Consider the following 24,956-nt stretch of genomic DNA (forward strand, 5'->3'; position numbering starts at 1 on the left):
AGCTACGGCAGCTCAGAGGGCTTTGTCAGCAACCGGATGAGGTGAAGACCTGCGGCATCCTCATGGAATTGAACCGTTCGGCACGAATCGACAAGGCTCAGATCTGATCATTTCCGACCAGGCTCAGCCCTTGATATTGCCAAGCGTGGGAGTGCGGAGCAGCCGCAGGCCATTGGCGATCACGATCAAGCTTGTGCCCATGTCCGCGAAGACCGCCATCCACATCGTGGCATTTCCGGCCACGGTGAGCACCAGAAACAGGGCCTTGATTCCCAGTGCCAGCGCGATGTTCTGGCGCAGGATGGTGAAGGTGCGGCGAGAGAGGGCGATCGTTTCCGGTACGCGCATCAGATCGTCGTTCATGATCACCACATCGGCCGCTTCGATGGCGATGTGGGTGCCCGCGGCCCCCATCGCGAAACCGATGTCCGCCTGGGCCAGGGCCGGGGCATCGTTGATGCCATCGCCGGCCATGGCCGCGAATCCATAGCGGGCCTGCAGATCGGCCACCGCCTCGAGCTTCTCCTGCGGCAGCAGGTTGCTCTTCACCTCATCGATGCCGGCCAGGGCCGCAATCGCACTGGCGGTAGCTGCGTTGTCACCCGTGAGCATCACCGGGGTGACTCCCAGGGCTCGCAGGGCTTCCATGGCCGCCGCCGAGCTGGGCCGAACGGTATCGGCGACGGCGATCAGGGCGAGCACGCCGCTGTCATCCGCGAGCAGGCTGAGCGAGCGGCCCTGCCGCTCATGGACCTGCATCGACGCCTCCAGTGTGCTGGAGCAGAGCCCCAGTTCCTCGATCCAGCGGTGGTTGGCCAGCATCAGCGGCCTCCCCGCGATCACGCCGCGCACCCCGCGCCCAGGCAGGGCCTCAAAGGCCTCCACGGCCAGCCGCTCGCCATCAAGGCCTGTGGCCACCGCCCGCGAGACCGGATGGTCGGAGCGCTCTGCCAAGCTGCTGGCCCACTGTTTGAGCGCGTCAGCGTCTGCTCCTTCTTGCTGTGGTGAGAACGCCACCAGCTTGGGCTTGCCCAGGGTGATCGTGCCGGTCTTGTCGAGGGCCAGCGCCTTGATCTTGCGGGCCTCTTCGATGTAGAGGCCGCCTTTGATGATGATGCCGCGGCGGGCGGCGGTGGCCAAGCCACTCACCACCGTGACCGGTGTGGCGATCACCAGCGCACAGGGACAGGCGATCACCAGCAGCACCAGGGCCTTGTAGATCGCCTGCATGGGGGTGAATCCCAGCAAGGGCGGCGCCAGCAGGGCAACGGCCAGGGCCACCACAAACACCGCCGGGGTGTAGCGGGCCGCGAAGCGATCCACGAAGCGCTGGATCGGGGCACGGGAGGCCTGGGCTTCCTCCACGGCCTGGATGATGCGCGCCAGGGTGCTCAGCGAGGCAGGTGCCGTCACCTGGATCTCCAGGGCGCCGCCCTGGTTGATCGTGCCCGCGAACACTTCATCACCAGGGCCTTTGTCAACCGGCAGGCTTTCGCCGGTGATCGGGGCCTGGTTGATCGCACTCTCGCCGCTGAGCACCGTGCCATCAAGCGGCAGCCGTTCACCTGGGCGGACACGCACTACATCTCCGATGGCCACAGCACTGGCGACCACGCGTTGCCAGCGGCCATCGCTCTGGCGGATCTCCGCCTCATCGGGGGCCAGGGCCATCAGGCTGGTGATCGCCTGACGGGCCCGCTCCACGGCCCGCGCTTCGATCGCCTCAGCCACGGCATAGAGCGCCATCACCATGGCGGCCTCCGGGAAGCGGCCGATCAGGAAGGCGCCCGTGACCGCCACGCTCATCAGCGCATTGATGTTGAGCCGGCCCTGGCGCAGGGCGGCCAGGCCCTTGCGAAACACGGAGAAGCCCGCCAGGGCGATCGCGGTGATGGCGATCCCGATCTCCACCAGCTCATCGCCCGGGTAGGCGGGAACGACCAGATGCAGCAGCTCCGCCGTGAGCGCCAGTGCCAGGGAGCCCGCCAGGCGGAGCCGTTCAAGGCGCCGTTCGGCGCGGGTCTGGGCGGCAGAAGGCCGGTGATCGGAGCTGATCGGCTCCGGGTTGAATCCCATCCGGCGGATGGCAGCAAGGGCGGAGTTGAGCGCGGCCGTTTCGGCATCGATCGCCAGAACGCGCTCGGCCAGCAGGAACCTCAGGCCGCGGATGCCGTCGAGCCCTGCGAGGGCATGGCGGATCTCGGTTTCTTCGGTGGCGCAATCCATCGCGCTGATCCGATACAGCACTTCTCTGGCGCTTGCCGGCTCCAGCTGCGACGCCGTGGTGCCTCCAGCCTTCTGCCCGCTGGTTCCGCTGCTGCAGCAATGTTCCGCCATGGTCCTGTCATCCAGACCCCAGCAAACAGCCTGTAGTCACTTCAGGGTCAAGGGTCTTGGCGGCACCTGGTGCCCGCAGGCTGTTGATCAACGCAGCTGGGGACACTCCTGATCCTGCATCTGCTGCATCAGCCCATCGGCTTGCCGGGCCAGCTTGGCTCCAGCCGCCGTGTAGAACCTGAACTGCTGGATGTTGACGTAGAAAACCCGCCGGCTGCGCAGCAGCTGTTCTTCCGCCTTGCGGCGGCACTCGATCAGGGCCTGGTAGTCGATGGTCGTCTCGTTGTGGTCGTTGGCATTGGCCCCATCGGCCTGCTGGCTGAGGACAGGGCAGATCCGTTCGCGGGTGGTGCGAACCAGGGCGATTTCGGCCTTCATGGCCTGCTCGGCCAGGGCATTGCGTTGCTCCAGCAGGTTCCGGCACGCCTCCACTTCAGCCGCCATCACCGGAGCTGTCAGCCAGCAGCAGGCCAGCGAGAGGGTCAGGACGTGGCGCATTCACGGATCAATTCGAGTCCTGTGTCTTTGGCGGCTATGGGCGTGATCATCATGGGCAGCGTCAGACCATCCACTACTCGATCTGCAGCACCCCCATCAGCCCCAGATCCTCGTGGTCGAGGTTGTGACAGTGATAGACGGTGCGCCCCGGGAAATCCCTGAATGTGACGCGGATCCGCACCTCTTCGCCCGCTTTCACCAGCACGGTGTCTTTCCAGCGTCGCTGAGATTCAGGACGACCCGCGCGGCTGATCACCTGGAAGGGATTGACGTGCAAGTGGAAGGGGTGATCCATCACGTCGTCGTTGACGATCAGCCAGTCTTCCGTGCTCCCGAGGGCGACACGGGTATCGATGCGATCGGGATCGAAGGCCTGGCCATTGATCACGAAGCCCATGCCCATACCGCCCATATCCATGCCGCCACCGCCCATGGCGCCCATGTCGTGCTTCATCCCACCCATGCCCGTTCCCATGGCATGGGCCATGACGAAACGGCGGGTGCGCTCCGGCTTCGGCAGGGCCGGCACAGGGATCAGGGCCTTCGGCAGAGGTAGTGGTGGCACCGTTCCGGCGTAGCTGAGGGTGGCCAGGGTCCGGGGAGCGTCCTCAGCGGCGGCCATCCCCATGTGGCTACTGCGTTGGTAGGGCAGGTTGAGCAACCGGTAGCTGCCGGATGCCTGGTTGCCCTGCACGAGCACATCGGCCCGCTCGCCGGGGGCCAGCAGCAGCTCATCGAGAGGCTCTGGGGTGGCGATCGCGCCGCCATCGGTGGCGATCAGAACCAGTGAGTGGCCCTCGAGGGCCAGGCGGTACATCCGTGCATTGGAGGCATTGAGCAGGCGCAGCCGCAGCAGGCCGCCGCTGGGAATTGCCAGGCCTGGGTTGATCGCCCCGTTGACCGTCAGCAGGGGGCCTTCCCGGCCGAGCATGCGCCCCACGCCCATGGCGGCTTCCTGGCCGGAGGCGCTGGCGAAATCCTTGAGCACCAGCACGGTTTCTTTGGCGGCCGCCACTTCCGGAATCCTGTCCAGATCGCCGCGTACCACCAGGGCGCTGCTGAGGCCGCCGAACACCTGATCGGCCGAGAGTCCGTGCTGGTGGGGGTGGACGTAGAACAGGCCGGCCGGGTGGTCTTTGGCGAGCGTGAACTCATAGTCGAAGGAGCCACCGGGCGGCACGCTCAGGAAGACGTTGTCGGCCGTGCCGGTGGGGGGGATGTGGAGCCCGTGGAAGTGGAGATTGGTGGGTTGCCTGAGTTCATTGCGCAGTCGCAGGCGCACCCGATCGCCGGCGTTCACCTCCAGCAGCGGACCGGGTGAGCGGCCGTTGTAGGTGAGCAGCTCGGCGGGGCCACCCGGAAGGCTTCCCCGCGTGGCCTGGGCCACCAGCTCCAGATCGGCCACGCCGCCACGGGAGGCCAGCCGCGCCGCACCGGCCGGCTGGGCCCGGGCGGCGGAGCGCTGCAGCCGGTCCCAGAGAAGTGGGCCGACCACGGCCGTGCCGAGGCCGGCGAGCCCAAGTCCGAGTACCTGCCGTCGCCGAAGTGGAGTGGTCATGGTTGGGTTCTCATTTGGCGTACTGGGAGAAGCTGCTGATGGCTCCGGTCCGCGTGAAGGCCATCACCGTGAACGCTTCTTTGCCGTAGGCCGATTCCATGCCTGGGGAGCCCAGGGGCATCCCCGGAAGGGCGAGGCCCGCCACAGGCGGGCGTTTCTGCAGCAGCCGTTTCACATCGGCGGCAGGGACGTGACCCTCAAGGGCAAAACCAGCCACTTCGGCGGTGTGGCACGAGGCCAGGCGGGCGGGGACCCCCAGTCGTCGCTTGACGACGCCGACATCGGCCACCACGACATCACGCACCGTGAAGCCATTGGCGCGCATGTGCTTGACCCAGCCCGTGCAGCACCCGCAGCTGGCGGATCGGTAGGAGGTGACCGGCATCAGGGCTGGAGCACTGGCGCGTGCCGCGAGCGACCCGCCCCCTGAGACAACGGCAGCAACAGCGCCGACCCCCAGCAACAGGTCCAGGAACCGCGAATGACCGCGGAAAGATGTCGAGTTCATGGCCTGCGATGCGGGGATCTCTCAACCGTAGTGCCTCCACTCAGGTGGAGAGTCAAGCTCGTGATGACCGGCATCGATAGGCGCAGATTTGCTGCGCCCTTGGCCCTTGACTCTCCTGTCAAGGGGAGACCATACCGTTAGGAGGTCTCACCTTGCCGCCATGTACCCATTCCGCTTCACCGCCACCCTGATCGGTCTGGCCTCTGCCCTCACCGTTGCGGCTCCTGCCCTGGCCCAGATGCCCGGTGGCATGAATCACGAAGGGCACCAGGGCATGCCAGGGATGATGAACATGCCTGGGATGTCTGCTCCGGCCGGATCCGCCCCGGCCCATGCCGCCCACGCCCACGACGTGGGCCCGGCCGGTGCCACCTACGACCTGCGCTTCATCGACGGCATGGTGCAGCACCACACCGGCGCCCTTCGGATGAGCGAATTCGTCTTCAACATCGGCCAGCCCGGCGTGGGAGCGCTCGGCAAAACGATCTGGCGCGACCAGGCCAACGAGATCCGGGCCATGGGCCTCTGGCGCAAGGCCTGGTACCCCCAGGCACCCGTTTACCCCGTGTCCCTGGCCTCCGGAGGCGATCCCAACAGCCTCAGCGGCCTCACCCGCATGAGCCAGGCCCAGATCGATGGCATGCGGATGATGGGCGAACTCCCCACCAAGGACAACCGGGTGGTGTGGTTCTTGGAGGGCATGCTCGAGCACCACGGCGGGGCGCTGATGATGGCCCACGACGCCCTGGCCAAGAGCACCAACCCCACGATCCGACGCTTCGCGCGAGGGGTGATCGTGGCCCAGCGCGCCGAGATCATCGAACTGCGCAGGATGCTGGCGGTGGAGGGCTTGCGCAAGCCGGAGTACAGCAAATACGACGCTCTTTTTCGTCTTTGAGCGAAAACCTGGGTAGATCTTTCCTAACTAGCCCCACCGATCAGGAGCAGCCATGATGAACGCGGCGACAATCACCCAGACCCCTGGCCATTCCCACGGGAAGCCCGGAAGCCACGGCCCGCCGCCCACCGGCGGCGGCAAGGGAATGGCCAAGGATCCGATCTGCGGCATGGTGGTTCCCAAGGCCACAGCCCTCAGCGCCCAGCGCGGCGGCCGCGACTACTACTTCTGCAGCCAGACCTGCCTGCAGACCTTCCAGAATCCCGACCGCGAATTGCGCGTCATGCGCCGCCGGGTGGGCTTCGTGATCGGCGGGGTGCTGGCGCTGGCGCTGTTCCGGGCCGGAGCCTTCATCGCCCTGGCGGCCGGCATCAGCCTGGTGTCCTGGGTGCCGCTGCCGGCACTGCCCTGGATGAGCTGGGGGAAGTGGCTGTTCGTGCTTGCCACTCCGGTGCAGTTCATCGGTGGCTGGTCGTTCTACACCGGCGCCTGGGCGGCCCTCAAGCGCCGCGCCCTCAACATGGATGTGCTGATCGCCCTGGGCACCTCCGTCGCCTACTTCTACAGCGTGGTGGTGGTCTTCGCGCCCACCTGGCTTCCGGTTGGCGTCAATGAACGGGACGTCTATTTCGAAGTCTCGGCGGTGGTGATCGCCTTCGTGCTGATGGGCAAATACATGGAGGAGATCATCAAGAAACGCTCCTCTGCCGCCGTGCGCAAGTTGCTCGATCTTCAGCCCGCCACGGCCACGGTGATCCGCGACGGCATGGAGATGACCGTGCCCGCCGATGCCATCGACACCGGCGAGACGGTGCTGGTGCGCCCGGGCGAGAAGATCCCCGCCGATGGGGTGGTGCTGGAGGGCAGCTCCTCGGTGGACGAATCCTTGCTCACCGGTGAATCCCTGCCAGTGGCCAAACAGGCCGGTGCCGAACTCATCGGCGGCACCGTGAATGGCAATGGCCTGCTCCGTTTTCAGGCCAGCCGGGTGGGATCCGACACCGCCCTGGCCCAGATCGTTCGCATCGTGGAGGAGGCCCAGGCCAGCACGGCCAGCGTGCAGCGCCTGGCCGATCAGGTCACGGGCTGGTTTGTTCCAGCCGCGGTGCTGATCGCCTTCGCGGCGTTTGCCCTCTGGACCCTGGCGGGCCAGTTCAGCAGTGGTCTGCTGGCCTTCATCGCCGTGCTGGTGATTTCCTGCCCCTGTGCCCTGGGCATCGCCACCCCAGCGGCCCTGATGGTGGGGGTGGGCAAGGGCGCGGAGCAGGGCATCCTGATCCGCAGCGGCGAGGTGCTGGAGCGGGCTGAGAAGCTCACCACCGTGGTCTTCGACAAGACAGGCACGCTCACCTTGGGCAAGCCGGTGCTCACCGATCTGGAGCCCCTGGCAAGCCAGTCGGAGCAGGAGGTGCTTCAGCTCGCAGGGTCCCTGGAGCACGGCTCCGAACATCCCCTGGCAGCGGCAATTGCCGAGGCCGTTGCAGCGCGCCATCTGGAGCTGCTGCCGCTGAAGCAGTTTGAGGCCCAGGTGGGCGAGGGCATCACCGCCAAAGAGGGCGGGGACGTCGTCTGGTTCGGCAACCGTTCCCTGGCAAGCCGCTTCCTGCCTCGGCTTCCCGAGCCTGTGGAAGGCCAGCTCGCTGGGCTCGAGGCCCAGGGGAAAACGGCCATGTTGCTGGGGCGCGCCGATCAGATCCTGGGGGTGATCGCCGTCGCTGACACGGTCAGGCCCGAGGCCGAGCAGGCCGTGGCCCTGCTGCGGCGCCGTGGGGTGCGGGTGATCATGCTCAGCGGCGACAACCGCACCACCGCAGAGGCGATTGCCGCCCAGGTGGGGATCACCGAGGTGATCGCCGAGGTCCGGCCTGCCGACAAGGCCGGAACGATCAAGTCCCTGCAGTTGGATGGGCAGAACGTGGCCATGGTGGGTGATGGCGTCAATGACGCCCCGGCCCTGGCCACGGCCAACATCGGCATCGCCATCGGCTCGGGATCGGATGTGGCCAAGGAAGCCGGTGACATCATCTTGATGGGCAACGACGTGCGGCTGGTCGTGACCGCCATCGGCCTGTCGCGGGCCACCATGCGCAAGATCCGCCAGAACCTCTTCTGGGCCTTCATCTACAACGGGATCGGCATCCCGATTGCTGCCCTCGGCTGGCTGAACCCGATGATCGCCGGGGCGGCCATGGCCCTGAGTTCGCTCTCGGTGATCGTCAACTCGTCGCTGTTGCGTCGCTACCGGGCCGCTTGATCACCAGTGCTTTCGTCCGAGTCCGTCCCCTTTAGCGAGATTCGATGGCTGATCCCAACTTCCTGTCCAGCTGGTCACCACGCCGCCGATCCCGGTGGGTGCTCTATGGCTTTCTCCTGGTGGCGGCCTTCTACCTGCTGCTGGAGCACACAGCGCACACCATTCCCTTCCTTCCCTTCCTGGTGTTCCTGGCCTGCCCGCTGATGCACCTCTTCATGCATGGCGGCCATGGTCATGGCCATCACAGCGCCCCGGAGGGAACGGACTCGCGATCGACCCCTACCCCCAAGTCGTGATGAACCAAAGTGACGCCCCGGCCTATGGCCTCTGGGGACTGGCGGTGGTGAATGCCGCTGTTTTCATCTTCTTTGCCTTCAGTTTCTTCAAGCCAAAGACGCCGCGTGACTGGCGCAGCTTTGGGGCATTCAGCGCCTTCCTGGTGGCCTTGTTTGCCGAGATGTATGGATTTCCACTGACGATTTACCTCCTCTCCGGCTGGCTTGGGAGTCGCTATCCATCCGTGAACTGGCTCTCCCATGATGCGGGACACCTATTGGAAACGCTGTTTGGCTGGCGGGTGAATCCGCATTTCGGCCCCTTCCATATCGCCAGTTTCGTGCTGATCGCTGGCGGCTTCATGCTCATCGCCAGGGGCTGGGACATGCTTTATGCCGCCCAGCAAAAGCATGAACTGGCGACCACCGGCATCTACGCGCGTCTGCGTCACCCCCAGTACCTGGGCCTCATTCTGGTGATGACAGGATTCCTTCTGCAATGGCCCACGTTGCTCACCCTGGCGATGTATCCAGTGCTTGTGGTGATGTACCTGCGCCTTGCAAAGCAAGAGGAGCGGGAGGCTGTGCGCGAGTTTGGAGATCGCTATCGGGACTATCTTTCGGCTGTGCCGGGCTTTCTTCCCTGGCGGCATCGGTAAAGGAACTTCACAGAGAAGGATTCATTTCGGCCTGCCCCCGGCTGCCACGGAGATCCAGATGACCAGCCGCAAAGACACAAGCATTCGGTGGCCAAGTGACACCTGCCATAGAAGAAGCATTGATGCGTGCCTCGACGATCAATGCTGCATGGAATGGCATATCGTTGTCTCGTATACATTTTAATGGTTAAATGAATAGCCTGGTGAAGCAAAGGCTTGTGGTCAAGAAAAGTGCACGAATTCTCGCTGCACCAGAAACAAATCTGTTTCTCTTTGCCTTTCTGCTCAACTTCGTTTACGAGGTTTGGCAGTCTCCATTTTACGAGTTCTACGCAAGTCCATCCCTGGGCGACAAAGTTATTGACTTGACCCACTGCGCCTTTGGCGATGGGGTCATCATTCTCTTCAGCAGTTGGACTGTGAGCGCGTTGATGCGTTCGCGGTACTGGGTGCTGACCCCAACCTGGAAGCTGACGCTCCTGTTTACCGGTATCGGCCTTCTGATCACGCTTGCGATCGAAACCTATCGAGTTAATGTTTCCAAGGCCTACGGAGTGCCGATGCTGGCAGTGCCCCTACTAGGCATGAGTGCACTTGCCGTCATTCAATGGATCGTCTTGCCTGTCATCATCCTCTACATGGCTCGCCGGCACATGTTGGGATATTCGGGGCAAAACTTTCACTAACCCGTGGCATCATTCGCGGCTCCTGCTTCTTCTTTTGATACTCAATGTGGCATTGCCTTTGATGGCATAGATGATGCGTGCTCCCCATCAGTCGTTCAGTGTCTACGAAAGCTGTTGGCATCACTTCATTTCCATCGACCCTGTGGCCTGATTACCAGAAGATCATCCGCCGCATTCCTGGCGGAGATGAGTTCAAACCGAGTCCATGCATTTCGAAGTGGTTGTGGAGGTTGAGCTTTTTGTTGTCGTTGCGTGTCAGGCTCAGAATCCTCATTAATACCCTCCTCCTGAGCGGCCTGATCAGGCCGCTGGCGGCGGTTGCTTCATCCCCCTGCGGCGGCCCAGCAGCAGTCCCATGCCGGAGCCGATCACGAACAGGGTGAGCAGCGCCAGGACCGAGGAGTACCAGGGCTGCAGATTGAGGAGGCCGAAGTTGCCCGTGTGCAGCTTCATCAGCCAGAAGGCCTCGATTCCCTGGGCCGATAGGGCGCCGTACAGGGAGCCGGAGAGCGCCGTGAGCAGCAGTGGCAGGGCTGCCAGGGGCACGAGGCTGCGGTGCACCCGGCGCATCAGGTGATGGTGCCTCACTCCTTATCCATTGCCTTGTGCAGATCCTGCATGTTGGCGCAGGGCATCCAGAGGGAGCCCATCGCAAAAGCCCCCTTGCACTTGAGTTCGGCGGCGCGTTTCTCCGCCTCCTGCTTGGTCTTGAACATGCCCTTCATGTGCGCCGCAGCGGGTGCGCTGACGAGCAGCGGAGCGAAGGTCGCCGCTACGAGGGCCGCCAGCAGAGCCCAACGGTTGGTCTGCTGGAAGGGGCCGGTGGAGTGCTGGGTCATTGAGATTGCGAGGGGATGGTCAGTGACAGAAAAGGGACTGCTGGTGTCACTTCTCCTTGGAGACGGCTTTCTCATAGACATCGAAGTTCTGGCAGGGCATCCAGTCCTTGCCCATTGCAAAGGCGCCGCTGCACTTGAGTTCCTTGGCTCGCTTTTCCGCAGCGGCCTTGCTCGGGAACATGTCGTTGGCCTGAGCGCGGGCGGCGCCGGGTGCCAGGGCAACGCCTGCCGAGAAGAGGAGAGCCAGAGCGAAGGGGTTCACGGAATACCAGGAGGAAGAGGTGGACACCAGCTTAGAGTCTCCCCATAGCAGGAGAGTCAAGCCCATGGCAGCTGTTGGCATCAAGACCGGCATGAAGATCGGGGCGCTGGCCGGCCGCAGCGGCTTGCCGGTCAAGACCCTGCGCTACTACGAAGACTTGGGTCTGCTGCCGGCGATCGGCCGCAGCGAAGGCGGGTACCGCCTCTTCGCCGAGGAGAGCCTGCAACGCCTGGAGTTCATCCGCCGGCTCAAGACCCTCGGGCTCAGCCTGGAGGAGATCCAGGACTGCCTGGCGGTGCACGATGCCGGTGAGCTGCCCTGCGGCGACATCCAGGTCCAGCTGGGGCGCCAGATCGAGCGGATCGATGGCCAGATCAAGGAGCTGCGGCAGCTCCGCAAGGAACTGCAGGGCCTGCTGGCGGGCTGGCAGAGCGGTCCAGCCAAGGATGACGCGGTGATCTGCCCCAATCTTCACGTCTGAAGGCTGATCGTGACGTTCGGCCCATACGCAGCGAATGGGCACACCGATTCGATGAAGCCATGACCCGAATCCGTGTCCGACTCCCTGCTAAGTGCCCATGCTGAAGAAAGGCACAAGCAAGGGAGAGAACTGATGGGCCATCACCATGCCGCGTTGGACCAGAAACGTTCGGCGGCGCTCAGGCTCGCGGCCGCTGCAGGGCTGGGAGCGCTCGTTCTGTCGCTGGAGGCTCCAGCGCGCTCGGTGCCGCCCCAGGTGGTGGCCCAAGCCGGAAGCGGGATGGGAAGGGGACTAAGCGGTCCGGGGCGGATGGCGGCCCAGTCGATGGATCAGCACTTCATCGTGATGATGATTCCTCACCATGACGGGGCGATCGCCATGGCAGATCTTGCCCTCTCCCGCGCGCGCAGGCCCGAGATCAAGGAGCTGGCCCGCAGCATCAAGGCCAGCCAGAGCCAGGAGAACGCCCAGATGCGGACCTGGTACCGGCAGTGGTTTGGCGGCGATGTTCCCAGCTGGACGACCGGAGGAGCCATGGGTATGGGCGGCATGGGGATGGGCATGGGTGGTGGCATGAAGATGGGCGGCATGGGCATGGGGATGGGCGGCATGGGCATGGGGATGGGCACAAGCCTGGCCGCCCTGAAGAATGCCGCCGACTTCGATCGTGCCTTCATCGAGCAGATGATTCCGCACCACCGCATGGGCGTGATGATGGCCTCGATGGCCCAATCCAACAGCCAGCATCCGCAGCTGCGGGAGCTGCAGCAGACCATGGTTCGGGTGCAGAGCCAGGAGATCGAACAGATGGCGCAGTGGTATCGCAGCTGGTACGGAACGTCCTGATGCCAGCCATGGATCCGTTCTTCATCCTCGACACTCCGAAATCCTTCGAGGAGGCCAGTGCCGCCCTCCAGGAGGCGGTGGTGAACCAGGGCTTCGGCGTGCTGGCCGTCCATGATCTGGGCAACACTCTGCGCAGCAAGGGCCTGCCGTTCCCGGAGCAGTGCCGCATCTTCGAGGTGTGCAACCCCCAGCAGGCCGCCGCGGTGCTCAGCACCACGATGGCGCTCAACATGGCTCTGCCCTGCCGGATCTCCGTCTACACCGAAGCCGGCCAGACCCGCCTCGGGATGATCCGCCCCGAGGCGATGCTTGCTGGCCTCTCGGCCGATCCCTCCCTGAAGGAGCTGGCACGAGCGGTGGAGGCCTCCACAACGGCGATCATCGAGGCCGCTGCGGCTTAGCTAGCGGCAGTATCTGAGCGGCTGCGAGACCAAGGAGTCTCTGGACGCTGAATTTCGGGCCAGCCGGCTGCGCTACAGGGTCTGGCAGGTGCCGGGTGGGATCACCCGCCCCTGGGACTACCGCCGGGGCCGCAGAGGCGCCGTGATCCCCGATGGCACCACAGGGGTGGTCACCGCTACCGCTGTAGGGAGATCGGCTCCTATGCCCGCGCCCAGGAACTGCTGCGCCAGGGGCACACCGATCTCGATGGCAACGGCAATGAGGAAGCCTGTGAATCATTGCGCTCACTGGGTTTCTGCAGGTACGGGAACAGGCACTCCAGCAGGCCACCGCCAGCTGAAAAGGGGCGTACTTTGAACTTGAGGGGAGGCCCGGAAGCCAACCAAGGTCCCACCCTCCAACAGAGTCCGGCCAGGGAGCACCCGAGCCGGTGCGCACAGCGGAGGTGCGCCAACGATGCGACACACAACAGGTGAACTCGATGACGCAGCGCGAGCGTCATCCCGTAGCCGCAGAGAGCGATACGCCAATTCTGATTCCCGCGTGTTGACACCCCGGGCAGCAGTACCCGGGTCGAGATCACAACCGAGAAGGTCAAGCCTTGAGCATCTCTTCTCCCAGACGTGATCTCCTTCCCTTCCCTGCCAGGCCCAAGACAGGTCATGCGTGAACCACAGACACCCGACCGGCAGTCCTTGGTGTGAGGAGGTGACCGCCGCAACCGGTGCTAAGGCGCCCCCCACGGGGCGCCTTCCTGTTGGCGAGACAATCACCAGACCACACCAGCGCTCCTCTAACCTCCCCCCGATCGCACCTGCAGATCCGCCCCTTTGAGGCAACAGACTGGCCGTTGCTGTGGGCGCTGCTGGAGCCGGTGTTCCGAGCTGGTGAAACCTTCCCCCACGACCCGGCCATCAGCGAGGCCGAGGCCCAGCTGGCCTGGGTGGAGCAGAGCCAGGCGGTGATGGTGGGTGTGGATGCGGCCGGGGCCGTGGTGGGCACCTACTACCTGAGGCCCAACTCCCTCGCGCTCGGCGCCCATGTGGTCAATGCCGGCTATGTGGTTGCCGAGCAGACGCGGCGGCTGGGGATCGGCAGCCGCCTCTGCCAGCACTCCCTGCAGGCGGCCAGGCGGCTGGGGTTCCGGGCGATGCAGTTCAACCTGGTCGTGAGCACCAACACCGCCGGCATCCGCTGCTGGCAGCGCAACGGCTTTCAGGTGGTCGGCACCCTGCCGGGGGGCATTCCGCCACAGGCGGCTGGGTTACGTCGATGCCCTAGTGATGGTCCAGGGCCTGGTGGAGGGGCCGAAGCCATGAAGGTGGTGCCGCTGCGGCTGCCCCCTGGCGCCGACCTGCGTCGGGCGCTGGAGGCCTGGATGGCCGAGCAGCAGGAGCAGGCCGGCTGTGTGATCAGCGCCGTCGGCAGCCTGTCGGTGGCCCAGCTGCGCTTCGCGGGGGCGACTGAGGAAATGACAATCCACGGCGATCTGGAGATCCTCAGCCTCTCCGGCACCCTGTCGCCCGATGGCGTCCACCTGCACATCGCCATCTCAGGCAGCAGCGGCGCTGTGATCGGCGGCCACCTCTGTGTGGGCTCGCTGGTGCGCACCACCGCGGAGCTGGTGATCGGTCTTCTGCCGGAGTGGCAGTTCAGCCGGAAGCTGGATCTGGACACCGGCTACGCCGAGCTGCAGATCAAGGCTCAGCCAGAGCGGTGATCGCCCGCAGGGTCCCCAGCAAATCCGGTAGTCGCTGCTGGCTGGCTTGATCCGGCGGCAGGAACGCAGGCAGTGCCTCCAGGAAGGCAGAGGTTTTCAACAGCTCAAGGAACTGAGCCGCCAGATCATTCCTCAACTCAAGCGGGCTGAGCCTGCATTCCTCCAGCAGCGAGGCACGTCCGTCGACGACGGCCATGAGGTCCTCCAGGTCGTGACTGAAGAGAAAATTGCCCTGACCGCGACCGCGAAAGGCCTCCAGCTTGGTGGCCAGGAACACAGGTGCGGTCACGATCCGAATCGCGCAGCCACTTGGCAGCTCTTGAAGCTGGGCGGTCTCCAGGGCGAGGGGATACCAACGGTTGGAGAAGCCCAGGATCTCGCCCTGGGTAGGCATCAGATCGAGAATGAGATCGTCTGTGCACCAGCGGCACAGGGGTGCCCCTTGTCGGCTGTCTTCCTGGAAGCCCCGCTGCCGCAACTGCCTCCCCAGCTGGTGGTAGTCAGACCTGGCGATCACGCTGCAGATCACATCCACATCCTGGGTGGGCCGGATCTCTGGCATCGCCGGATCCGTGATCAACACTCCGGCCACGGCGCCGCCGACAAACACCAGTTGCTCAAGCAGCGCCTCGCCCAACTGCTCAGCCGCCCGCTCCAGCAGGGAGACGTTGGGGTCGTTGGGGTTCATGGCTGCAGCCGCTCCTCCAGCAGGGCCAGCGCCAGGGCCTGTTCCCGGGCGCTGCCGCCGCGCACCGCATCGAACAGGGCCAGCAGTTCCCCCAGGGCCGGGTTGCGCTCTGCCGCCTCAGGGACGCTGGGATACAGCGGATGGAAGGAAATGCCGCGGGCCGTTCCCTTCTTCCACGGCCATACCGGCGGTGGGTCATGGCCCGGGCGGACCTGCTCGCTAAGGGGGGAGGCGGCGTAGCCGGTGGGAACACCGCGGCTGAGCCCGCCCTGGGTGGCCGGGAAGCAGTAGCGGGCCCCGTGCTGCACGAAGGATTTCAGGGCAGCGCGAACCACGGAGGGCTTGCCAGCCTCATCCTTGATCGCCAGCCTGGCGGCCACGGCACGCTCCACCGCCGCATGGGCCTCTGAGGCCGTCAGGCCCAGCTCGGCGCCGAGGGCCGCATAGGTGGGCGCCGGGCCTGACTCCAGGGCCAGACGCAAGAGCACCACCAGATCCTGCGGGCGCAGGACGAGCTGGGGATTGGAGGGTGAGCGGGCCACGGTCGCACCAGGTCATTCGGCATTCGCGAATAGCGAATATAGAGCGTCCAGCCTGTCTGTCTCTGCGCGGCTTCAGCTTGGCGGAGCAGCCGGCGGCAGCAACCGCTCGATTGCTACCGCAGGTACACCCACCTGCTGAGCGATCAGCAGCACCAGCTGCTCCAGCCGCTCGAGACGCTGTTCAAGGGCCTGGAGCTCAGCAGTGCCTGCCTTGGACGCGGTCTTGCCAGCACCGATAGGGCTCTTGCTGCCCTTGGTGGCCTTGCTGGGCAGGGCGCTGCGCAGCGGTGGGCCATCCGGGTGGCTGAGCAGGGCATCCACCTGTTTCGCCGCCGGGCCCTTGCTGAGGCCCTTGATGCCGCGTGCCTTGCAGAGGCTCCAGAGGACAGCGACGGACAAGCGCTCCAGCTCCTCGCGGCTGGCCGGGGCGTCACCAGCCAGCAGCACGGCGGGCTGGTCGCTGGCTGGCCTGGGGTCACCAAGCTCCTCCTGCAGTCCGCGGTAGAGGCGGGCATCGGACTGGGCCAGGTCCCGCAACGTGGCCCGCAGGGTGTCAGTGAGTTGTCCCATCGGCCTTAACCTCCTGGGCCTGCTGGGCCGCTGGGCTGTCCACGATCTCCACCTTGGCGGGCACAGACAGTTCTGGCTGGTTCACGGGGCCGCCATGGCCATTGCCTCCCAGGTTGAGCGGCGGCAGATCCTTCGTCTTTTCGATGAACTCCTGACGCTTCTGATCCAGCTGCACCACACGCTCTTTGGTGTGGGTCCAGCGGTTGATGAAACGGATCACCGCCTGCACCAATCCACCAAGAAAGGAGCCACCCTGATAGGTCTTGCGGCCGAGTTTGTAGCGCCCAAACTCGTTGACAATGTCATCGCCAGCATCTTCCAGATCACCTGCAATCGCGGTGACGATTTCCAGCATCTGATAAATGTCAGTGCGCACAGAAGCCTCCCGTGCCGCAAGATCGAGCAGTCGCTGCTTGAGCTGTGCCGTTTCTTCCCGGGCCTTGGTGGCCAGGCTGCGATGCTGGCCGCGACTGCGCATGGAGCTCTTGTAGCAGTTGCGCAGCTCGAGGTAGACGCTGTTGAGATCTTCCCGACTCAGGGGCTCGGGATCAGGCGGAAAATCGGTTGTGGGGGGTAGAAAAACCATGCGGCTGGCCATTCAGAGACAATCCTGCCTCGTGCCGCACCCTGCCCCAGACCACATCGGCTCAGAGAACAATGCAGAAATTGCATACGCCTGCGGCGATGCCTTGCAGCACTGGGGGTTTTGGCGCTGACGCAAGGAGCTACGACGGCCAACGGAGGTTCACAGACCCTCACAGCAACAACGCCAGCCCATACCGAATCCGCCTTGGTGCAGCCTGGGCGAGGCCCGGTGCACCTGGCGGCCGCTGCCGATAGGTACAACCTCCACCAGCCAGTCCCTTTTGTAGAGCTGATCCCCCGGGAAGCGAACGGGGAGGCGCCCCTGAGGTCTGGCGATCACGCCACCCGGCCTGCCCCGGCTTGCGCGCCGCGCAAGGGCTGACGCGAGTCGCTGCGCTGCGCTCCGCGCCCCTTGCGCGGCGCTGGCGGCGCTGGGGCTTGACGGCGGTGTCGTTCGCCAGCACAGCCATGGCCGCCACCCCTCTCAGCCGCACCTGCCCGATCCGCATCGTCTCGGTGCATCTGCTTGATGCCGCTGGCCGGCTTCTCAGAGTTCTGTTCCTCGATCGCGAGGGGCACATCTCGGCTGAGCCGCACTACGTGCCCCGCGATGAGGCGCTGATCCTGGCCTCCAATGAACAGCGGGTGCTCGGCCCTCAGGCCAGGGTCCAGGTGCTCTGAGCGCCCGCGGCCGGAGGCCCTCCGCCTCCGGCTTTCGGCTGTCGCCGCATCGCCCGTGGGCTTGGGCTTCCTGGAGCCATGGCCTGACGGTTCGACTGGGCGGTCCCTGGGCTGGGCACCCTGCAGGACCGGCAGTGGGGGGGAGGGGTTGGCCCCAGGTCGGCGCACACCCACCGCATCCCTCGGGCAGTCCTCACGCCGCGTCAAGGATCGGGCCAGGCGCCCTCCAGTGTCGGGCGTCCTTGCCGCGGCGCTGCGGCCGGCCGGTGGGGGTGGGGTTCTCCGCCGTCCCTCAGGTGGCTTCCCCCGCTTCCTCCTCCCGTCGCCAGCAGCAGTCCACGCCTCTCAGCCGTTCTGCCCTGCGTGCCCGCAATGCCCTGGTGCTGGAGCACCTGCCCCTGGCTGATGCCCTCGCTTCCGCCGCCGCCCGCCGCCTCTTCCCGCTGGTGGAGCGGGAGGATCTGATCCAGGTGGCCCGTGAGGCCCTGGTTCGCTCCGCTCCCCGCTGCAGAGCGGGCGAGCCGCCAGCGCCCTATCTGCGCCGCTGCATCCAAGGGGCGCTGCAGCACCACCTGTGCGATCGGGTGCGGCTGGTGCGCGTGCCACGCCGGCTGCATGAGCAGGGCCAGTGCCCACTGGGGCACCTCAGCCTCGATGCCACAGCCGATAGCGAGCACTGCCTGCTCGATCAGCTGGCCTCCCCTGAGCCCGAGCCGGCATCCAGCGAGGCCATGAATGGCCTGGGGCTGGAGCAGCTGGTCGAGCAGCTGCCCGCAGCCCAGGCCACAGCCCTGCGGCTCACCGTCCTCGAGGGGCTGTCCTTGCGGGCCGCCGCGGCGCAGCTGCAGATCAGCCCGATGGCCGTTCAGCGGGCCCAGAAAAAGGCCCTCGCCGCCCTGCGCCAGCAGCTGGCAGGTGGGGGCTGAGGCCCCTTCACTCAGCTCTGTTCAAACACCAGCGTGGAGAGTGGCCACCAGCCGCTGCCGCCCTCGTCGTAGGTCAGCTCCACCATCGGATCGGCGTCACTGCTGTCTGCCGCCAGGTTGAGCACTGTGGCGCCGGTCTCTGGGCTGATCAGGTCGCGCCAGCAGCGCGAGCCAGTCGCTGGCAGGGGTGTCGTGGTGTCAGGCATGGGTCAGGGGCTCACCATCACCCGGTTGCCAGCACCGCTGTTGCTCACAGCCACGAACTGGCGCCGCTGGGGCGACCAACAAAGCGAGCGCCAGCCCAGATCTGCCGGGGAGCTCCGCACCGTCCAACTGAGGCCATCGCCGCTGGTCATGATCCTGTTGCCGGTGCCGCTGCTGGCCGCCGCCACCAGCAGCTCCCGCTCCGGAGCCCAGCAGAGGGAGGACCAGGCGTTGTCGGCCACCGAGCTGCGGCTGCTCCAGCTGATCCCATCCGGGGAAGTCATCACTCGGTTGCCCCGGCCGCTGCTGCTCAGCGCCACCAGTAAACCGAGCTCCGCCGCCCAACAGAGTCCTATCCAGTTGTTGGTTGCAGCGGCCGTCCGCAGCGTCCAGTTGCGGCCATCGCTTGAGGTCATCACCCGCTGGTTGCTGCCGGTGCTGCTCACCGCCACCAACAACCCCAGTTGAGGCGCCCAGCAGATGGAGCGCCATTCCTGATCCGCGGCAGCAGGGCCGGCCGTCCAGGTGAGGCCATTGGAGCTGATCATCACGCGGTTGCCCGTGCCGCTGCTGGCCACGGCCACCAGCAGGCCTAGCTCGGGCGCCCAGCAGATCGAGGTCCAGTTGTTGTCGGCCGGCGTCTGGCGCAGGTTCCAGCTGCGGCCATCCTGAGAGGTCATCACCCGCTGGCCCGTGCCGCTGTCGCTGACGGCGACAAACAGCCCCAGCGCAGCGGCCCAGCAGAGCGCCACCCAGTTCTGATCAGCGGCCGCCGGTTGGGGGCTCCAGCGAATGCCATCGCTGGAGGTCATCACCCGATTGCCGCTACCGCTGTTGGCCACGCAGACGTAGAGCTGCAACTCCGGCGACCAGCAGATCGCCTGCCAGCTGTTGTCCGCCGCCGAGCGCACGGTCGACCAGAGCACGCCGCTGATGCCCAGCACCGGTATCGGGCCAGCCAGCTCTGCCAGCGCCGCTGCCGGCAGCTGGTAGGTGCCGGCCTGGGGCCCAGCGGGACGGGTGATCGCCAGCAGGTCGCCTGGTTGGAGGGTCATCTGCTGCGGCGCTCAGGGCAGAGCCGGCAGGGTGCTCAGGTCCAGCGGCATGTAGTCGCCGGCCGGCTGGGCAGTGGCCATCGCCGCCTGCAGCTGGGCCGCATCCACCACCCGCCCGGGCGTGCCGTCTGCCAGCGCCAATGGGTCGGCCAGCTGCACTACCCCCGACGCCTCGGCCGTGGCCAGGACCACGCTGAGCAGCGGTTGGGCGGGATCGCTCTCATCGACGGCCAGCGGAACGGCCACCTGGATGCGGATCACCCCGGCGCCATCGGGCCCCAGGGCGGCGTTGGCGCTCCAGCTCGTGCCGTCAAACAGCAACAGATCCCCCTGGGCGATCTCCGCTCCGGCGATGCCGCTCCAGCTCGCCAGGGCAGGGCCGGCGCTGCTGGCCAGGTACACATCTCCGGCCACAGCCCCAGCCGGGGCCTCGGTGGTGGTGGGGTCGATCGCGCCCCTGTAGGTGAGCGCGCCGGGGATGGCGGCATGGAGGGTGCCGTCGGCATCCACCGAGAGGTTGGTACCGGGCCTGATCGCCCCGATCGCCGCCGCGGTGGCCGGGCTGAGCATGAACGCCTTGACCTCATCAGCAGTGGCCCGGTAGGGCGTGCTGCCGCGCTGCACCAGCAGCAGATCGGTCGGCTGGGGCAGGGAACGGCCGGCGGTGCGGCTCTCGGTGGTGGTGGCCATGGTGATCCGTGCAGAAGGGGAGAGAGGTGGAGGGGAGAAATCAGTGCGGCAAGGGGCTGAGCAGGCGCAGGTCCAGCGCGATCACCACCACCCCATCGCCGGCAGTGGCACTGATGAGCGGCGCCAGTGCCTGCATTGCCGTGATGCCGCCGGTGGGCGGCGGTTCAGGGGTGCCGCCGTCCTGCAGCTGGGCCTGGCCCAGGAAGATCACCCCCTGGGGCCGGCTGCTGCTGCGGCACTGGGCCGTCAGCTCGGCCAGCACAGCCGGATCGGGAGTGGCCATCGACGCCAGGGCAGTGCTGCTGAGCTGTTGCCAGCCCCCAGCCAGGAATGCGCTGGCCGGGGCAGCGCAGGCTGCAGGGATCAGAGCAGGGCATCCCCCAGCTCCAGGGCCGCGAGATCGGCGGCATCGTTGCTGCTCTCATTCGTGGCATCGCTGCTGCCGCTGGCAGTGCCCGATGCACTGGCCTTGGCCTCCAGCGCCATGGCCTGCTCCACCAGCTCGGCCTTGGTCTGGCTGCTATCGAGCTCCACGCCGTAGACGGTGGAGCAGAACTCGACGATCTGGGCCTTGGTCATGGCCTGGAAGTCAGTGGGCTGTGAGGCAAGCAGGGCCTCGCCACCATCGGTGGTGGTCTCTAACCGGTCGTCGGTAGGAGTGGGCTCATCGGGTGTCGGGGCGGGATCCGGCGCTTCCGGTTGCTCGGGCTCGAGGTCCAGCGCATCCGCCAGCTCCGGTTCCGGCGCGTTGTCCCCGGAGTCCACCGGGACCGGCTCATCGCCGCCACTGGCGGGGCTGAGCAACTGCCAGCCCAGGGCCTGCCAGCCGGCCAGGTGCACCGGCCAGATCGAGCGGGTCGCACTGTCCTTGCCGATCAGCAGCTGGCTGGGCGGCAGCAGCGCTGCATCGCCTACACCTGGATCCGGTGTGACGTTGAGCCGCTGCTCCGGGCCCGAGAGGCGAACAGGCGTGGAGTCGGGGTTGCTGCTGTCGAGAGGCTGCAGCAGCTCCAGCGGCAGGGCCTCAGCTCCAGCCGCCACGTTGAGGGTGTCGAGTGGGTTGCCCATGGCGCTCACCTCACAGCCCCTGGTTGGCGGTGAGCGCCACGGTCATCCCGGCAGGCGTGCCAGGCGAAACCGTCGCCCGCGCCAGCCGCAGGCAGGGCGGCGTGATCAGTGCGCTGTCAGCCGGGTTGATCAGCAGGGCGGCGCCGCTGATGATCGCCTCGACCTTGCCGCCTGCGGCGGGGATGGCGACGGCCGCGGCGGTGATCCAGCTGCCGGCGTTGCCATCGGCCAGCAGCGGCGCCAGCTCCAGGGTCACCGTCACCGCCCCGCTATGGCCGGGGTGGGAAGCCACCAGCACAAAGGAGCTGGTGGCATCGAGATCGGTGCCGAGGTTGACGACATCACCGCTGCTGCGGGTGTGCTCGTAGCAGTCAGTGGCGGAGTGGTTGATCCAGCCGACGAGCACCGTCTGGGCGTCGAGCAGCCGGGTGGCTTGAGAGGTCATGGATGGAGCTCCTGGGGGAAATGAATGAGTGGTTCTGGGCAGTTCTCCTGGGTTGGGGCTGGCGTTCAGGGCAGTACCAGCGGCATGGGCGCCACGTTGAACAGGCGTGCGGCGGCCTTGCGGTTGCACACCGCAAAACCCACGTACCAATCCACACGCGTGCGGAACACCGGCGCGTCGTGCACCTCCCCGAAGTCCCGGACCGAGATCCCGTAGCGCCCCTCAAACGGGCCCTGCAGTCCGCAGACCGCCGCATCGCCGAGCACGCAGCAGTAGATCGAGGTGGTGCCTGCCGGTTCGTCGTAGCCGAGCACGGCGTTGCCCTCGGCGTCCTCCTCCACCAGCAGGATCTCGATCCCCTCGAAGAAATGCCGCCCGTCGATCACCTCGTAGAGGTCGCCGCCGGCCTGGCGGGAGGCGGTGCTGATCTGGCGGCGGGCGGCCTTGCTGGCGATCAACACCTTGTCGCCGCCGTAGCCGATCACGCTGTCGGTCAGCGCCTCCAGCGCCAGCAGGTTCAGCGTGCTGCCGCCGTTGTCGATCGTCTGGTCCTCGCCGGGCACCAGGCGCTTGCTCAGCCCGTTGAACGCCCGCGGATCAAAGGTGTCGTCGCCGTTGATGATCGCTGCCTCCAGGGTGAGGCGCATCGAGCGCACCTTCATCTCGGTCTGGGCAGCACGGGCCTCCGGGCCCTGTAGGTCCACGATCGAGCGGTCCACATCCAGGTCGCCGCCAAAGAGGTGCACGAACTCCGAATCGGAGTTGATCACCCCGTAGCTCTGGCGGTAGCCCTCGTTGACGGCCCGAAAACCCACGCGGGGGAGTTTCGTTTCCGCCGGGAAGCTCAACGAGCCACCGACAAGGTTGCGGAAGGGCAGGCGGCGCAGCAGCTCCCCCTCCGCAAAGGTCTTGAGCACCGCTAGCTGCTCAGCACGGCGGGCGTATTTCTGCGCCTCGATCAAGGTCAGGCCCAAGGGCACGCTCCAGGGGCCTGGCCCCAGTGACAACAGCAGCTGTTGCCAGGTCGCTTGTGGGCAGGGTGAACCCTGAGGTTCAGGCTGTTTAGCCTGGGGCGATGACCAATCCCCAGCTCACCGAGAACCTGCTTGCGGTGATCCGCAGCCTGCCGGCTGACGATCGCCGCTGGCTGCTCAGGCAGCTGGAGCAGGACAGCAGCGACCTGAGTCACGGGGCCCTGGCTGAGATGGCGATGGCCGGGGGTGCCTTTGACGACCTGGCGGCTGAGCCTGACCTCTACAGCTTCTCTGACGGAGAAGCGATCGGCGCCGGCTGATGCTGAGCCGCTACGACATCGTGCTGGTCGCCTTCCCATTCACGGATGGGCCTGCGGCCAAGCCTCGGCCGGCCTTGGTGATCACCACCAGTGAGCGCCATGGGGATGTGTTGCTGGCCTTCATCAGCTCCAACGTCAGCGGGCCGCCGGGCCGCGATGAGCTCGACATCCCTGCCGATCATCCGGGCTTCTCAGACACCGGCCTGAAGGTGAGCTCGAGGATCCGGCTCAGCCGCATGACAACCCTGGCGATGCCACTGGTGAAACGGCGCATCGGGCTGCTGCCGCTGGCCTTGCAGACGGAATCCCAGCAGGTGCTGCAGCGGGTGATCGGCGGCCAAGGCTGAGCGTTCCCCTGTTGGCCAGTTCGTGGCTGTGACAGCAGTGGGCGGCACCGGTTTCCAATCCCGTGCCCGGTAGCGGCCTGGGCCCCTGCCCCACCAGCTCCTGGTGGATCGGCTACGCGCAGCCCTCCTCATGGTCCGGGCGGCCTCAAGGGCTGCGCAAGTCAGCCGGACTGGTGCGTTGGCTGCGCTGCGCTCCGCATGTCGGAGGGGGCTGCCCCTTGACCCCGCCCGGCCTGCTTCGGGGTCTTCGCTACGCCTGCCATGGCTTCTGCATCCCGGATCCGCGCCTTCCAGCTCCTGAGCTCCCGCACCCTGGAGTTCCTGTGCGAGGAGGCATCGGCCCACCGCCCGGCTCCTCTGGAGCGGCTGGAGCGCCTCTGCGCCGATCTGCTCTTCGATCGCCAGCTGACCACGCCAGCTTCGGTGCCCGTCTGGTGCCCCGAGAGCGAGCTGCCCTTCTGAGGGGGCGGCCCCGGCTGCGGCTGGGGCGCTCTCTTGTTGCCCGCAGCCGGCACCCCCAAGCGACCACTGGCAACAGGGCTCAGCAGCACCACGCCCATGGCCAGCCCCATGACCCCCGAGCGGTTTCAGGATCGCTTTGAAGCCTTTCGCGGTGAACCCCAGCAGGTCTCCGGCGTCTGGACCCTCCATGCCGCGATCGCTGCCCTGCCCGGCAGCGAGGCCGTCCTCGATGAGCAGGCCCCCTGGGCGCTCACCTTCAGCCAGAAACCCGCTGAGCCCCCGGCACCAGCAGTCCCCAGCGGCGGCCTCGATCCGCGCGGCTCAGAGGAAGCCGGGATGGCCGGCCCGCAGCTGGCAGCTCCCGTCCAGCCCGGGGATTCCTACCTGCTGGTGAATGACCGCGACCAGGACATGGAGGCCTACGACCACACCGGGGCCTTCCTCTGGAAGATCCCCTGCCTAGCCCGCGGCCAGGGGAGCGACACCGACTGGACCCAGAACAGCACCGACACTCCGCCCGGCCTCTACAAGCTCGGCCAGCTCTACCCCGACTACGAACAGAACCCCAACCCGCCCTGCTCCGATACCGCCATGGGCTACGGCTGGTATTCCTTCGACATGGAGGAGCTGGAGGGCCAGGAGGTGGCCCATGGTCGGGCCGGGATCATGCTCCACGGCGGCGGCTCGGCCTGTGGCTGGCCCGGCGCCTGGGCACCGCAGCAGCCCCTGCACCCCACCCTCGGTTGCGTCCGCCTGCACAACGCCGATCTGCGCGACAAGGTGCTGCCCCTCTACCGGCAGGGCACCGTCTATGTGGGGGTCTTCCAGGAAAAAAAGTGACGGCGGCTCTGGTGCCGCCAGCTGGGGCCTGATCGCGAGGGAAGAGCAGCGATGGACTCAGGACCACTGGCCCGACCGCCCAAGCCGCCGTTTGACCGTGAGCGGTTCGTCTTCAAGATCCTGGCGCTGGTGATCGGCACCCAGCTGCTGATCTATACGCTGGCTGCTGGGGTCTGCGGCCAGCGGGCGCTGGAGGGGCGATCGATCGGGCAGATCTGCCCCGGCACGCTGGAGCAGCTGCAGGGCGGCTTTGATTCCACCCTCAAGTTGCTGCTGGCGCTTCTGGGTGGGGCAGCGCTGACGCGGATGGACCGGTAACGCCTGGGAGCGGGAGGA

General features: G+C 66.3%; 35 protein-coding genes. 16 read left to right on the top strand and 19 right to left on the bottom strand.

Annotated elements, in window-relative coordinates:
* Nucleotides 1-123: 123 nt before the first annotated feature.
* The 4 genes from KBY99_RS13085 to KBY99_RS13100 all read right to left on the bottom strand — a co-directional run bounded on the left by KBY99_RS13085 (nucleotide 124) and on the right by KBY99_RS13100 (nucleotide 4,901).
* Complete coding sequence (locus KBY99_RS13085) at nucleotides 124-2,226, bottom strand: heavy metal translocating P-type ATPase (RefSeq protein ID WP_409996571.1); 2,103 nt, start codon at nucleotides 2,224-2,226, stop codon at nucleotides 124-126.
* Between the two features lie 198 nt (nucleotides 2,227-2,424).
* Complete coding sequence (locus KBY99_RS13090) at nucleotides 2,425-2,835, bottom strand: hypothetical protein (protein ID WP_197169820.1); 411 nt, start codon at nucleotides 2,833-2,835, stop codon at nucleotides 2,425-2,427.
* 73 nt (nucleotides 2,836-2,908) lie between these two features.
* Nucleotides 2,909-4,393 (bottom strand): multicopper oxidase family protein, encoded by a 1,485-nt coding sequence (locus KBY99_RS13095; protein WP_254999514.1) that lies wholly within the window; start codon nucleotides 4,391-4,393, stop codon nucleotides 2,909-2,911.
* 10 nt (nucleotides 4,394-4,403) lie between these two features.
* A complete protein-coding gene (locus tag KBY99_RS13100; RefSeq protein ID WP_254999515.1) occupies nucleotides 4,404-4,901 on the bottom strand; it encodes a DUF411 domain-containing protein in 498 nt (165 codons plus the stop codon).
* 160 nt (nucleotides 4,902-5,061) lie between these two features.
* On the opposite strand from KBY99_RS13100, the gene KBY99_RS13105 reads away from it, so the two are divergent.
* The 5 genes from KBY99_RS13105 (at nucleotide 5,062) to KBY99_RS13125 (ending at nucleotide 9,673) form a co-directional block, all read left to right on the top strand.
* Nucleotides 5,062-5,799, top strand: coding sequence for a DUF305 domain-containing protein (locus KBY99_RS13105; protein WP_197169818.1), 738 nt, complete (start codon nucleotides 5,062-5,064; stop codon nucleotides 5,797-5,799).
* Nucleotides 5,800-5,854: 55 nt separating this feature from the next.
* Nucleotides 5,855-8,053, top strand: coding sequence for a heavy metal translocating P-type ATPase (locus tag KBY99_RS13110; protein ID WP_197169817.1), 2,199 nt, complete (start codon nucleotides 5,855-5,857; stop codon nucleotides 8,051-8,053).
* 44 nt (nucleotides 8,054-8,097) lie between these two features.
* Nucleotides 8,098-8,349: a DUF2933 domain-containing protein gene (locus KBY99_RS13115; protein WP_197169816.1), complete on the top strand. Its 252-nt coding sequence runs from the start codon at nucleotides 8,098-8,100 to the stop codon at nucleotides 8,347-8,349.
* Nucleotides 8,349-8,987 (top strand): methyltransferase family protein, encoded by a 639-nt coding sequence (locus KBY99_RS13120; RefSeq protein ID WP_197169815.1) that lies wholly within the window; start codon nucleotides 8,349-8,351, stop codon nucleotides 8,985-8,987. Before KBY99_RS13115 ends, KBY99_RS13120 begins: the two co-directional genes overlap by 1 nt.
* Nucleotides 8,988-9,178: 191 nt before the next feature.
* Entirely contained in the window at nucleotides 9,179-9,673 is a 495-nt protein-coding gene (locus tag KBY99_RS13125; protein ID WP_231596989.1) for a hypothetical protein, read from the top strand.
* 300 nt (nucleotides 9,674-9,973) lie between these two features.
* On the opposite strand, the gene KBY99_RS13130 is transcribed toward KBY99_RS13125, so the two are convergent.
* The 3 genes from KBY99_RS13130 to KBY99_RS13140 are packed head-to-tail and all read right to left on the bottom strand — an operon-like array spanning nucleotide 9,974 to nucleotide 10,801.
* Nucleotides 9,974-10,243, bottom strand: a complete 270-nt coding sequence (locus tag KBY99_RS13130) for a hypothetical protein (RefSeq protein ID WP_197172286.1) — start codon at nucleotides 10,241-10,243, stop codon at nucleotides 9,974-9,976.
* Nucleotides 10,244-10,257: 14 nt separating this feature from the next.
* Nucleotides 10,258-10,512: a DUF3721 domain-containing protein gene (locus KBY99_RS13135; protein WP_197169814.1), complete on the bottom strand. Its 255-nt coding sequence runs from the start codon at nucleotides 10,510-10,512 to the stop codon at nucleotides 10,258-10,260.
* Between the two features lie 46 nt (nucleotides 10,513-10,558).
* On the bottom strand, nucleotides 10,559-10,801 hold the full coding sequence (locus KBY99_RS13140) for a DUF3721 domain-containing protein (protein WP_231596990.1): 243 nt from the start codon (nucleotides 10,799-10,801) through the stop codon (nucleotides 10,559-10,561).
* Nucleotides 10,802-10,838: 37 nt separating this feature from the next.
* Between KBY99_RS13140 and KBY99_RS13145 the strand changes: the two genes are divergently transcribed.
* The 4 genes from KBY99_RS13145 to KBY99_RS13160 all read left to right on the top strand — a co-directional run bounded on the left by KBY99_RS13145 (nucleotide 10,839) and on the right by KBY99_RS13160 (nucleotide 14,223).
* A complete protein-coding gene (locus KBY99_RS13145) occupies nucleotides 10,839-11,255 on the top strand; it encodes a heavy metal-responsive transcriptional regulator (RefSeq protein ID WP_254999519.1) in 417 nt (138 codons plus the stop codon).
* Between the two features lie 72 nt (nucleotides 11,256-11,327).
* Nucleotides 11,328-12,101 (top strand): DUF305 domain-containing protein, encoded by a 774-nt coding sequence (locus KBY99_RS13150; RefSeq protein ID WP_254999520.1) that lies wholly within the window; start codon nucleotides 11,328-11,330, stop codon nucleotides 12,099-12,101.
* 8 nt (nucleotides 12,102-12,109) lie between these two features.
* On the top strand, nucleotides 12,110-12,502 hold the full coding sequence (locus tag KBY99_RS13155) for a DUF302 domain-containing protein (RefSeq protein WP_197169810.1): 393 nt from the start codon (nucleotides 12,110-12,112) through the stop codon (nucleotides 12,500-12,502).
* Between the two features lie 851 nt (nucleotides 12,503-13,353).
* A complete protein-coding gene (locus KBY99_RS13160; protein WP_231596992.1) occupies nucleotides 13,354-14,223 on the top strand; it encodes a GNAT family N-acetyltransferase in 870 nt (289 codons plus the stop codon).
* Here the strand turns inward: KBY99_RS13160 and KBY99_RS13165 are convergent.
* From KBY99_RS13165 to KBY99_RS13185, 5 genes are all read right to left on the bottom strand, one after another.
* Nucleotides 14,201-14,911, bottom strand: coding sequence for a hypothetical protein (locus tag KBY99_RS13165; protein ID WP_197169808.1), 711 nt, complete (start codon nucleotides 14,909-14,911; stop codon nucleotides 14,201-14,203). The two genes, KBY99_RS13160 and KBY99_RS13165, sit on opposite strands and share 23 nt — an antisense overlap.
* Nucleotides 14,908-15,453, bottom strand: a complete 546-nt coding sequence (locus KBY99_RS13170; protein WP_197169807.1) for a hypothetical protein — start codon at nucleotides 15,451-15,453, stop codon at nucleotides 14,908-14,910. Before KBY99_RS13170 ends, KBY99_RS13165 begins: the two co-directional genes overlap by 4 nt.
* A 72-nt stretch (nucleotides 15,454-15,525) precedes the next feature.
* The gene (locus KBY99_RS13175) at nucleotides 15,526-16,023 is read right to left on the bottom strand and encodes a hypothetical protein (protein WP_197169806.1); all 498 of its coding nucleotides are present in this window, start codon (nucleotides 16,021-16,023) and stop codon (nucleotides 15,526-15,528) included.
* Complete coding sequence (locus KBY99_RS13180; protein ID WP_231596993.1) at nucleotides 16,007-16,621, bottom strand: hypothetical protein; 615 nt, start codon at nucleotides 16,619-16,621, stop codon at nucleotides 16,007-16,009. Before KBY99_RS13180 ends, KBY99_RS13175 begins: the two co-directional genes overlap by 17 nt.
* A 147-nt stretch (nucleotides 16,622-16,768) precedes the next feature.
* Entirely contained in the window at nucleotides 16,769-16,948 is a 180-nt protein-coding gene (locus KBY99_RS13185; RefSeq protein WP_254999522.1) for a hypothetical protein, read from the bottom strand.
* A 20-nt stretch (nucleotides 16,949-16,968) separates the two neighbouring features.
* Here KBY99_RS13185 and KBY99_RS13190 point away from each other — a divergent pair, with 20 nt between their 5' ends.
* Together KBY99_RS13190 and KBY99_RS13195 are read left to right on the top strand one after the other, a co-directional pair.
* Nucleotides 16,969-17,289 (top strand): hypothetical protein, encoded by a 321-nt coding sequence (locus KBY99_RS13190; protein ID WP_197169805.1) that lies wholly within the window; start codon nucleotides 16,969-16,971, stop codon nucleotides 17,287-17,289.
* Nucleotides 17,290-17,531: 242 nt separating this feature from the next.
* Nucleotides 17,532-18,215: a sigma-70 family RNA polymerase sigma factor gene (locus KBY99_RS13195; RefSeq protein WP_231597797.1), complete on the top strand. Its 684-nt coding sequence runs from the start codon at nucleotides 17,532-17,534 to the stop codon at nucleotides 18,213-18,215.
* Nucleotides 18,216-18,226: 11 nt separating this feature from the next.
* Here KBY99_RS13195 and KBY99_RS13200 read toward each other — a convergent pair whose 3' ends face one another.
* The 7 genes from KBY99_RS13200 to KBY99_RS13230 all read right to left on the bottom strand — a co-directional run bounded on the left by KBY99_RS13200 (nucleotide 18,227) and on the right by KBY99_RS13230 (nucleotide 22,651).
* Nucleotides 18,227-18,421 (bottom strand): hypothetical protein, encoded by a 195-nt coding sequence (locus KBY99_RS13200; protein ID WP_197169804.1) that lies wholly within the window; start codon nucleotides 18,419-18,421, stop codon nucleotides 18,227-18,229.
* A gap of 3 nt (nucleotides 18,422-18,424) precedes the next feature.
* Entirely contained in the window at nucleotides 18,425-19,474 is a 1,050-nt protein-coding gene (locus KBY99_RS13205; RefSeq protein ID WP_197169803.1) for a hypothetical protein, read from the bottom strand.
* Between the two features lie 12 nt (nucleotides 19,475-19,486).
* A complete protein-coding gene (locus tag KBY99_RS13210; protein WP_197169802.1) occupies nucleotides 19,487-20,164 on the bottom strand; it encodes a hypothetical protein in 678 nt (225 codons plus the stop codon).
* Between the two features lie 40 nt (nucleotides 20,165-20,204).
* The gene (locus KBY99_RS13215; RefSeq protein WP_197169801.1) at nucleotides 20,205-20,447 is read right to left on the bottom strand and encodes a hypothetical protein; all 243 of its coding nucleotides are present in this window, start codon (nucleotides 20,445-20,447) and stop codon (nucleotides 20,205-20,207) included.
* Nucleotides 20,448-20,527: 80 nt separating this feature from the next.
* Nucleotides 20,528-21,232, bottom strand: coding sequence for a hypothetical protein (locus tag KBY99_RS13220; RefSeq protein ID WP_254999525.1), 705 nt, complete (start codon nucleotides 21,230-21,232; stop codon nucleotides 20,528-20,530).
* A gap of 10 nt (nucleotides 21,233-21,242) precedes the next feature.
* Entirely contained in the window at nucleotides 21,243-21,677 is a 435-nt protein-coding gene (locus KBY99_RS13225; RefSeq protein WP_094592159.1) for a hypothetical protein, read from the bottom strand.
* A 65-nt stretch (nucleotides 21,678-21,742) separates the two neighbouring features.
* Entirely contained in the window at nucleotides 21,743-22,651 is a 909-nt protein-coding gene (locus tag KBY99_RS13230; RefSeq protein WP_261352736.1) for a major capsid protein, read from the bottom strand.
* 101 nt (nucleotides 22,652-22,752) lie between these two features.
* On the opposite strand from KBY99_RS13230, the gene KBY99_RS13235 reads away from it, so the two are divergent.
* From KBY99_RS13235 to KBY99_RS13255, 5 genes are all read left to right on the top strand, one after another.
* A complete protein-coding gene (locus KBY99_RS13235) occupies nucleotides 22,753-22,971 on the top strand; it encodes a hypothetical protein (protein ID WP_197169792.1) in 219 nt (72 codons plus the stop codon).
* On the top strand, nucleotides 22,971-23,318 hold the full coding sequence (locus KBY99_RS13240; protein ID WP_254942885.1) for a type II toxin-antitoxin system PemK/MazF family toxin: 348 nt from the start codon (nucleotides 22,971-22,973) through the stop codon (nucleotides 23,316-23,318). The genes KBY99_RS13235 and KBY99_RS13240 overlap by 1 nt, the downstream gene beginning before the upstream one ends.
* Before the next feature lie 261 nt (nucleotides 23,319-23,579).
* On the top strand, nucleotides 23,580-23,780 hold the full coding sequence (locus KBY99_RS13245; RefSeq protein WP_254942886.1) for a hypothetical protein: 201 nt from the start codon (nucleotides 23,580-23,582) through the stop codon (nucleotides 23,778-23,780).
* A 96-nt stretch (nucleotides 23,781-23,876) separates the two neighbouring features.
* On the top strand, nucleotides 23,877-24,620 hold the full coding sequence (locus KBY99_RS13250) for a L,D-transpeptidase (protein ID WP_254942887.1): 744 nt from the start codon (nucleotides 23,877-23,879) through the stop codon (nucleotides 24,618-24,620).
* Between the two features lie 51 nt (nucleotides 24,621-24,671).
* Nucleotides 24,672-24,938, top strand: coding sequence for a hypothetical protein (locus tag KBY99_RS13255; protein WP_254942888.1), 267 nt, complete (start codon nucleotides 24,672-24,674; stop codon nucleotides 24,936-24,938).
* The last annotated feature ends 18 nt before the right edge of the window (nucleotides 24,939-24,956 follow it).

The sequence above is a fragment of the Cyanobium sp. Maggiore-St4-Cus genome (genome assembly GCF_024345615.1).
Taxonomy (GTDB): Bacteria; Cyanobacteriota; Cyanobacteriia; order PCC-6307; family Cyanobiaceae; genus Cyanobium_A; species Cyanobium_A usitatum.

Bases quoted from the DNA above. Each gene is read 5' to 3' on its own strand.
- KBY99_RS13085 (WP_409996571.1), bottom strand. From the start codon at position 2,226: ATGGATTGCGCCACCGAAGAAACCGAGATCCGCCATGCCCTCGCAGGG.
- KBY99_RS13090 (WP_197169820.1), bottom strand. From the start codon at position 2,835: ATGCGCCACGTCCTGACCCTCTCGCTGGCCTGCTGCTGGCTGACAGCT.
- KBY99_RS13095 (WP_254999514.1), bottom strand. From the start codon at position 4,393: ATGACCACTCCACTTCGGCGACGGCAGGTACTCGGACTTGGGCTCGCC.
- KBY99_RS13100 (WP_254999515.1), bottom strand. From the start codon at position 4,901: ATGAACTCGACATCTTTCCGCGGTCATTCGCGGTTCCTGGACCTGTTG.
- KBY99_RS13105 (WP_197169818.1), top strand. From the start codon at position 5,062: ATGTACCCATTCCGCTTCACCGCCACCCTGATCGGTCTGGCCTCTGCC.
- KBY99_RS13110 (WP_197169817.1), top strand. From the start codon at position 5,855: ATGAACGCGGCGACAATCACCCAGACCCCTGGCCATTCCCACGGGAAG.
- KBY99_RS13115 (WP_197169816.1), top strand. From the start codon at position 8,098: ATGGCTGATCCCAACTTCCTGTCCAGCTGGTCACCACGCCGCCGATCC.
- KBY99_RS13120 (WP_197169815.1), top strand. From the start codon at position 8,349: ATGAACCAAAGTGACGCCCCGGCCTATGGCCTCTGGGGACTGGCGGTG.
- KBY99_RS13125 (WP_231596989.1), top strand. From the start codon at position 9,179: ATGAATAGCCTGGTGAAGCAAAGGCTTGTGGTCAAGAAAAGTGCACGA.
- KBY99_RS13130 (WP_197172286.1), bottom strand. From the start codon at position 10,243: ATGCGCCGGGTGCACCGCAGCCTCGTGCCCCTGGCAGCCCTGCCACTG.
- KBY99_RS13135 (WP_197169814.1), bottom strand. From the start codon at position 10,512: ATGACCCAGCACTCCACCGGCCCCTTCCAGCAGACCAACCGTTGGGCT.
- KBY99_RS13145 (WP_254999519.1), top strand. From the start codon at position 10,839: ATGGCAGCTGTTGGCATCAAGACCGGCATGAAGATCGGGGCGCTGGCC.
- KBY99_RS13155 (WP_197169810.1), top strand. From the start codon at position 12,110: ATGGATCCGTTCTTCATCCTCGACACTCCGAAATCCTTCGAGGAGGCC.
- KBY99_RS13165 (WP_197169808.1), bottom strand. From the start codon at position 14,911: ATGAACCCCAACGACCCCAACGTCTCCCTGCTGGAGCGGGCGGCTGAG.
- KBY99_RS13175 (WP_197169806.1), bottom strand. From the start codon at position 16,023: ATGGGACAACTCACTGACACCCTGCGGGCCACGTTGCGGGACCTGGCC.
- KBY99_RS13180 (WP_231596993.1), bottom strand. From the start codon at position 16,621: ATGGCCAGCCGCATGGTTTTTCTACCCCCCACAACCGATTTTCCGCCT.
- KBY99_RS13200 (WP_197169804.1), bottom strand. From the start codon at position 18,421: ATGCCTGACACCACGACACCCCTGCCAGCGACTGGCTCGCGCTGCTGG.
- KBY99_RS13205 (WP_197169803.1), bottom strand. From the start codon at position 19,474: ATGACCCTCCAACCAGGCGACCTGCTGGCGATCACCCGTCCCGCTGGG.
- KBY99_RS13210 (WP_197169802.1), bottom strand. From the start codon at position 20,164: ATGGCCACCACCACCGAGAGCCGCACCGCCGGCCGTTCCCTGCCCCAG.
- KBY99_RS13215 (WP_197169801.1), bottom strand. From the start codon at position 20,447: ATGGCCACTCCCGATCCGGCTGTGCTGGCCGAGCTGACGGCCCAGTGC.
- KBY99_RS13220 (WP_254999525.1), bottom strand. From the start codon at position 21,232: ATGGGCAACCCACTCGACACCCTCAACGTGGCGGCTGGAGCTGAGGCC.
- KBY99_RS13225 (WP_094592159.1), bottom strand. From the start codon at position 21,677: ATGACCTCTCAAGCCACCCGGCTGCTCGACGCCCAGACGGTGCTCGTC.
- KBY99_RS13235 (WP_197169792.1), top strand. From the start codon at position 22,753: ATGACCAATCCCCAGCTCACCGAGAACCTGCTTGCGGTGATCCGCAGC.
- KBY99_RS13240 (WP_254942885.1), top strand. From the start codon at position 22,971: ATGCTGAGCCGCTACGACATCGTGCTGGTCGCCTTCCCATTCACGGAT.
- KBY99_RS13245 (WP_254942886.1), top strand. From the start codon at position 23,580: ATGGCTTCTGCATCCCGGATCCGCGCCTTCCAGCTCCTGAGCTCCCGC.
- KBY99_RS13250 (WP_254942887.1), top strand. From the start codon at position 23,877: ATGGCCAGCCCCATGACCCCCGAGCGGTTTCAGGATCGCTTTGAAGCC.
- KBY99_RS13255 (WP_254942888.1), top strand. From the start codon at position 24,672: ATGGACTCAGGACCACTGGCCCGACCGCCCAAGCCGCCGTTTGACCGT.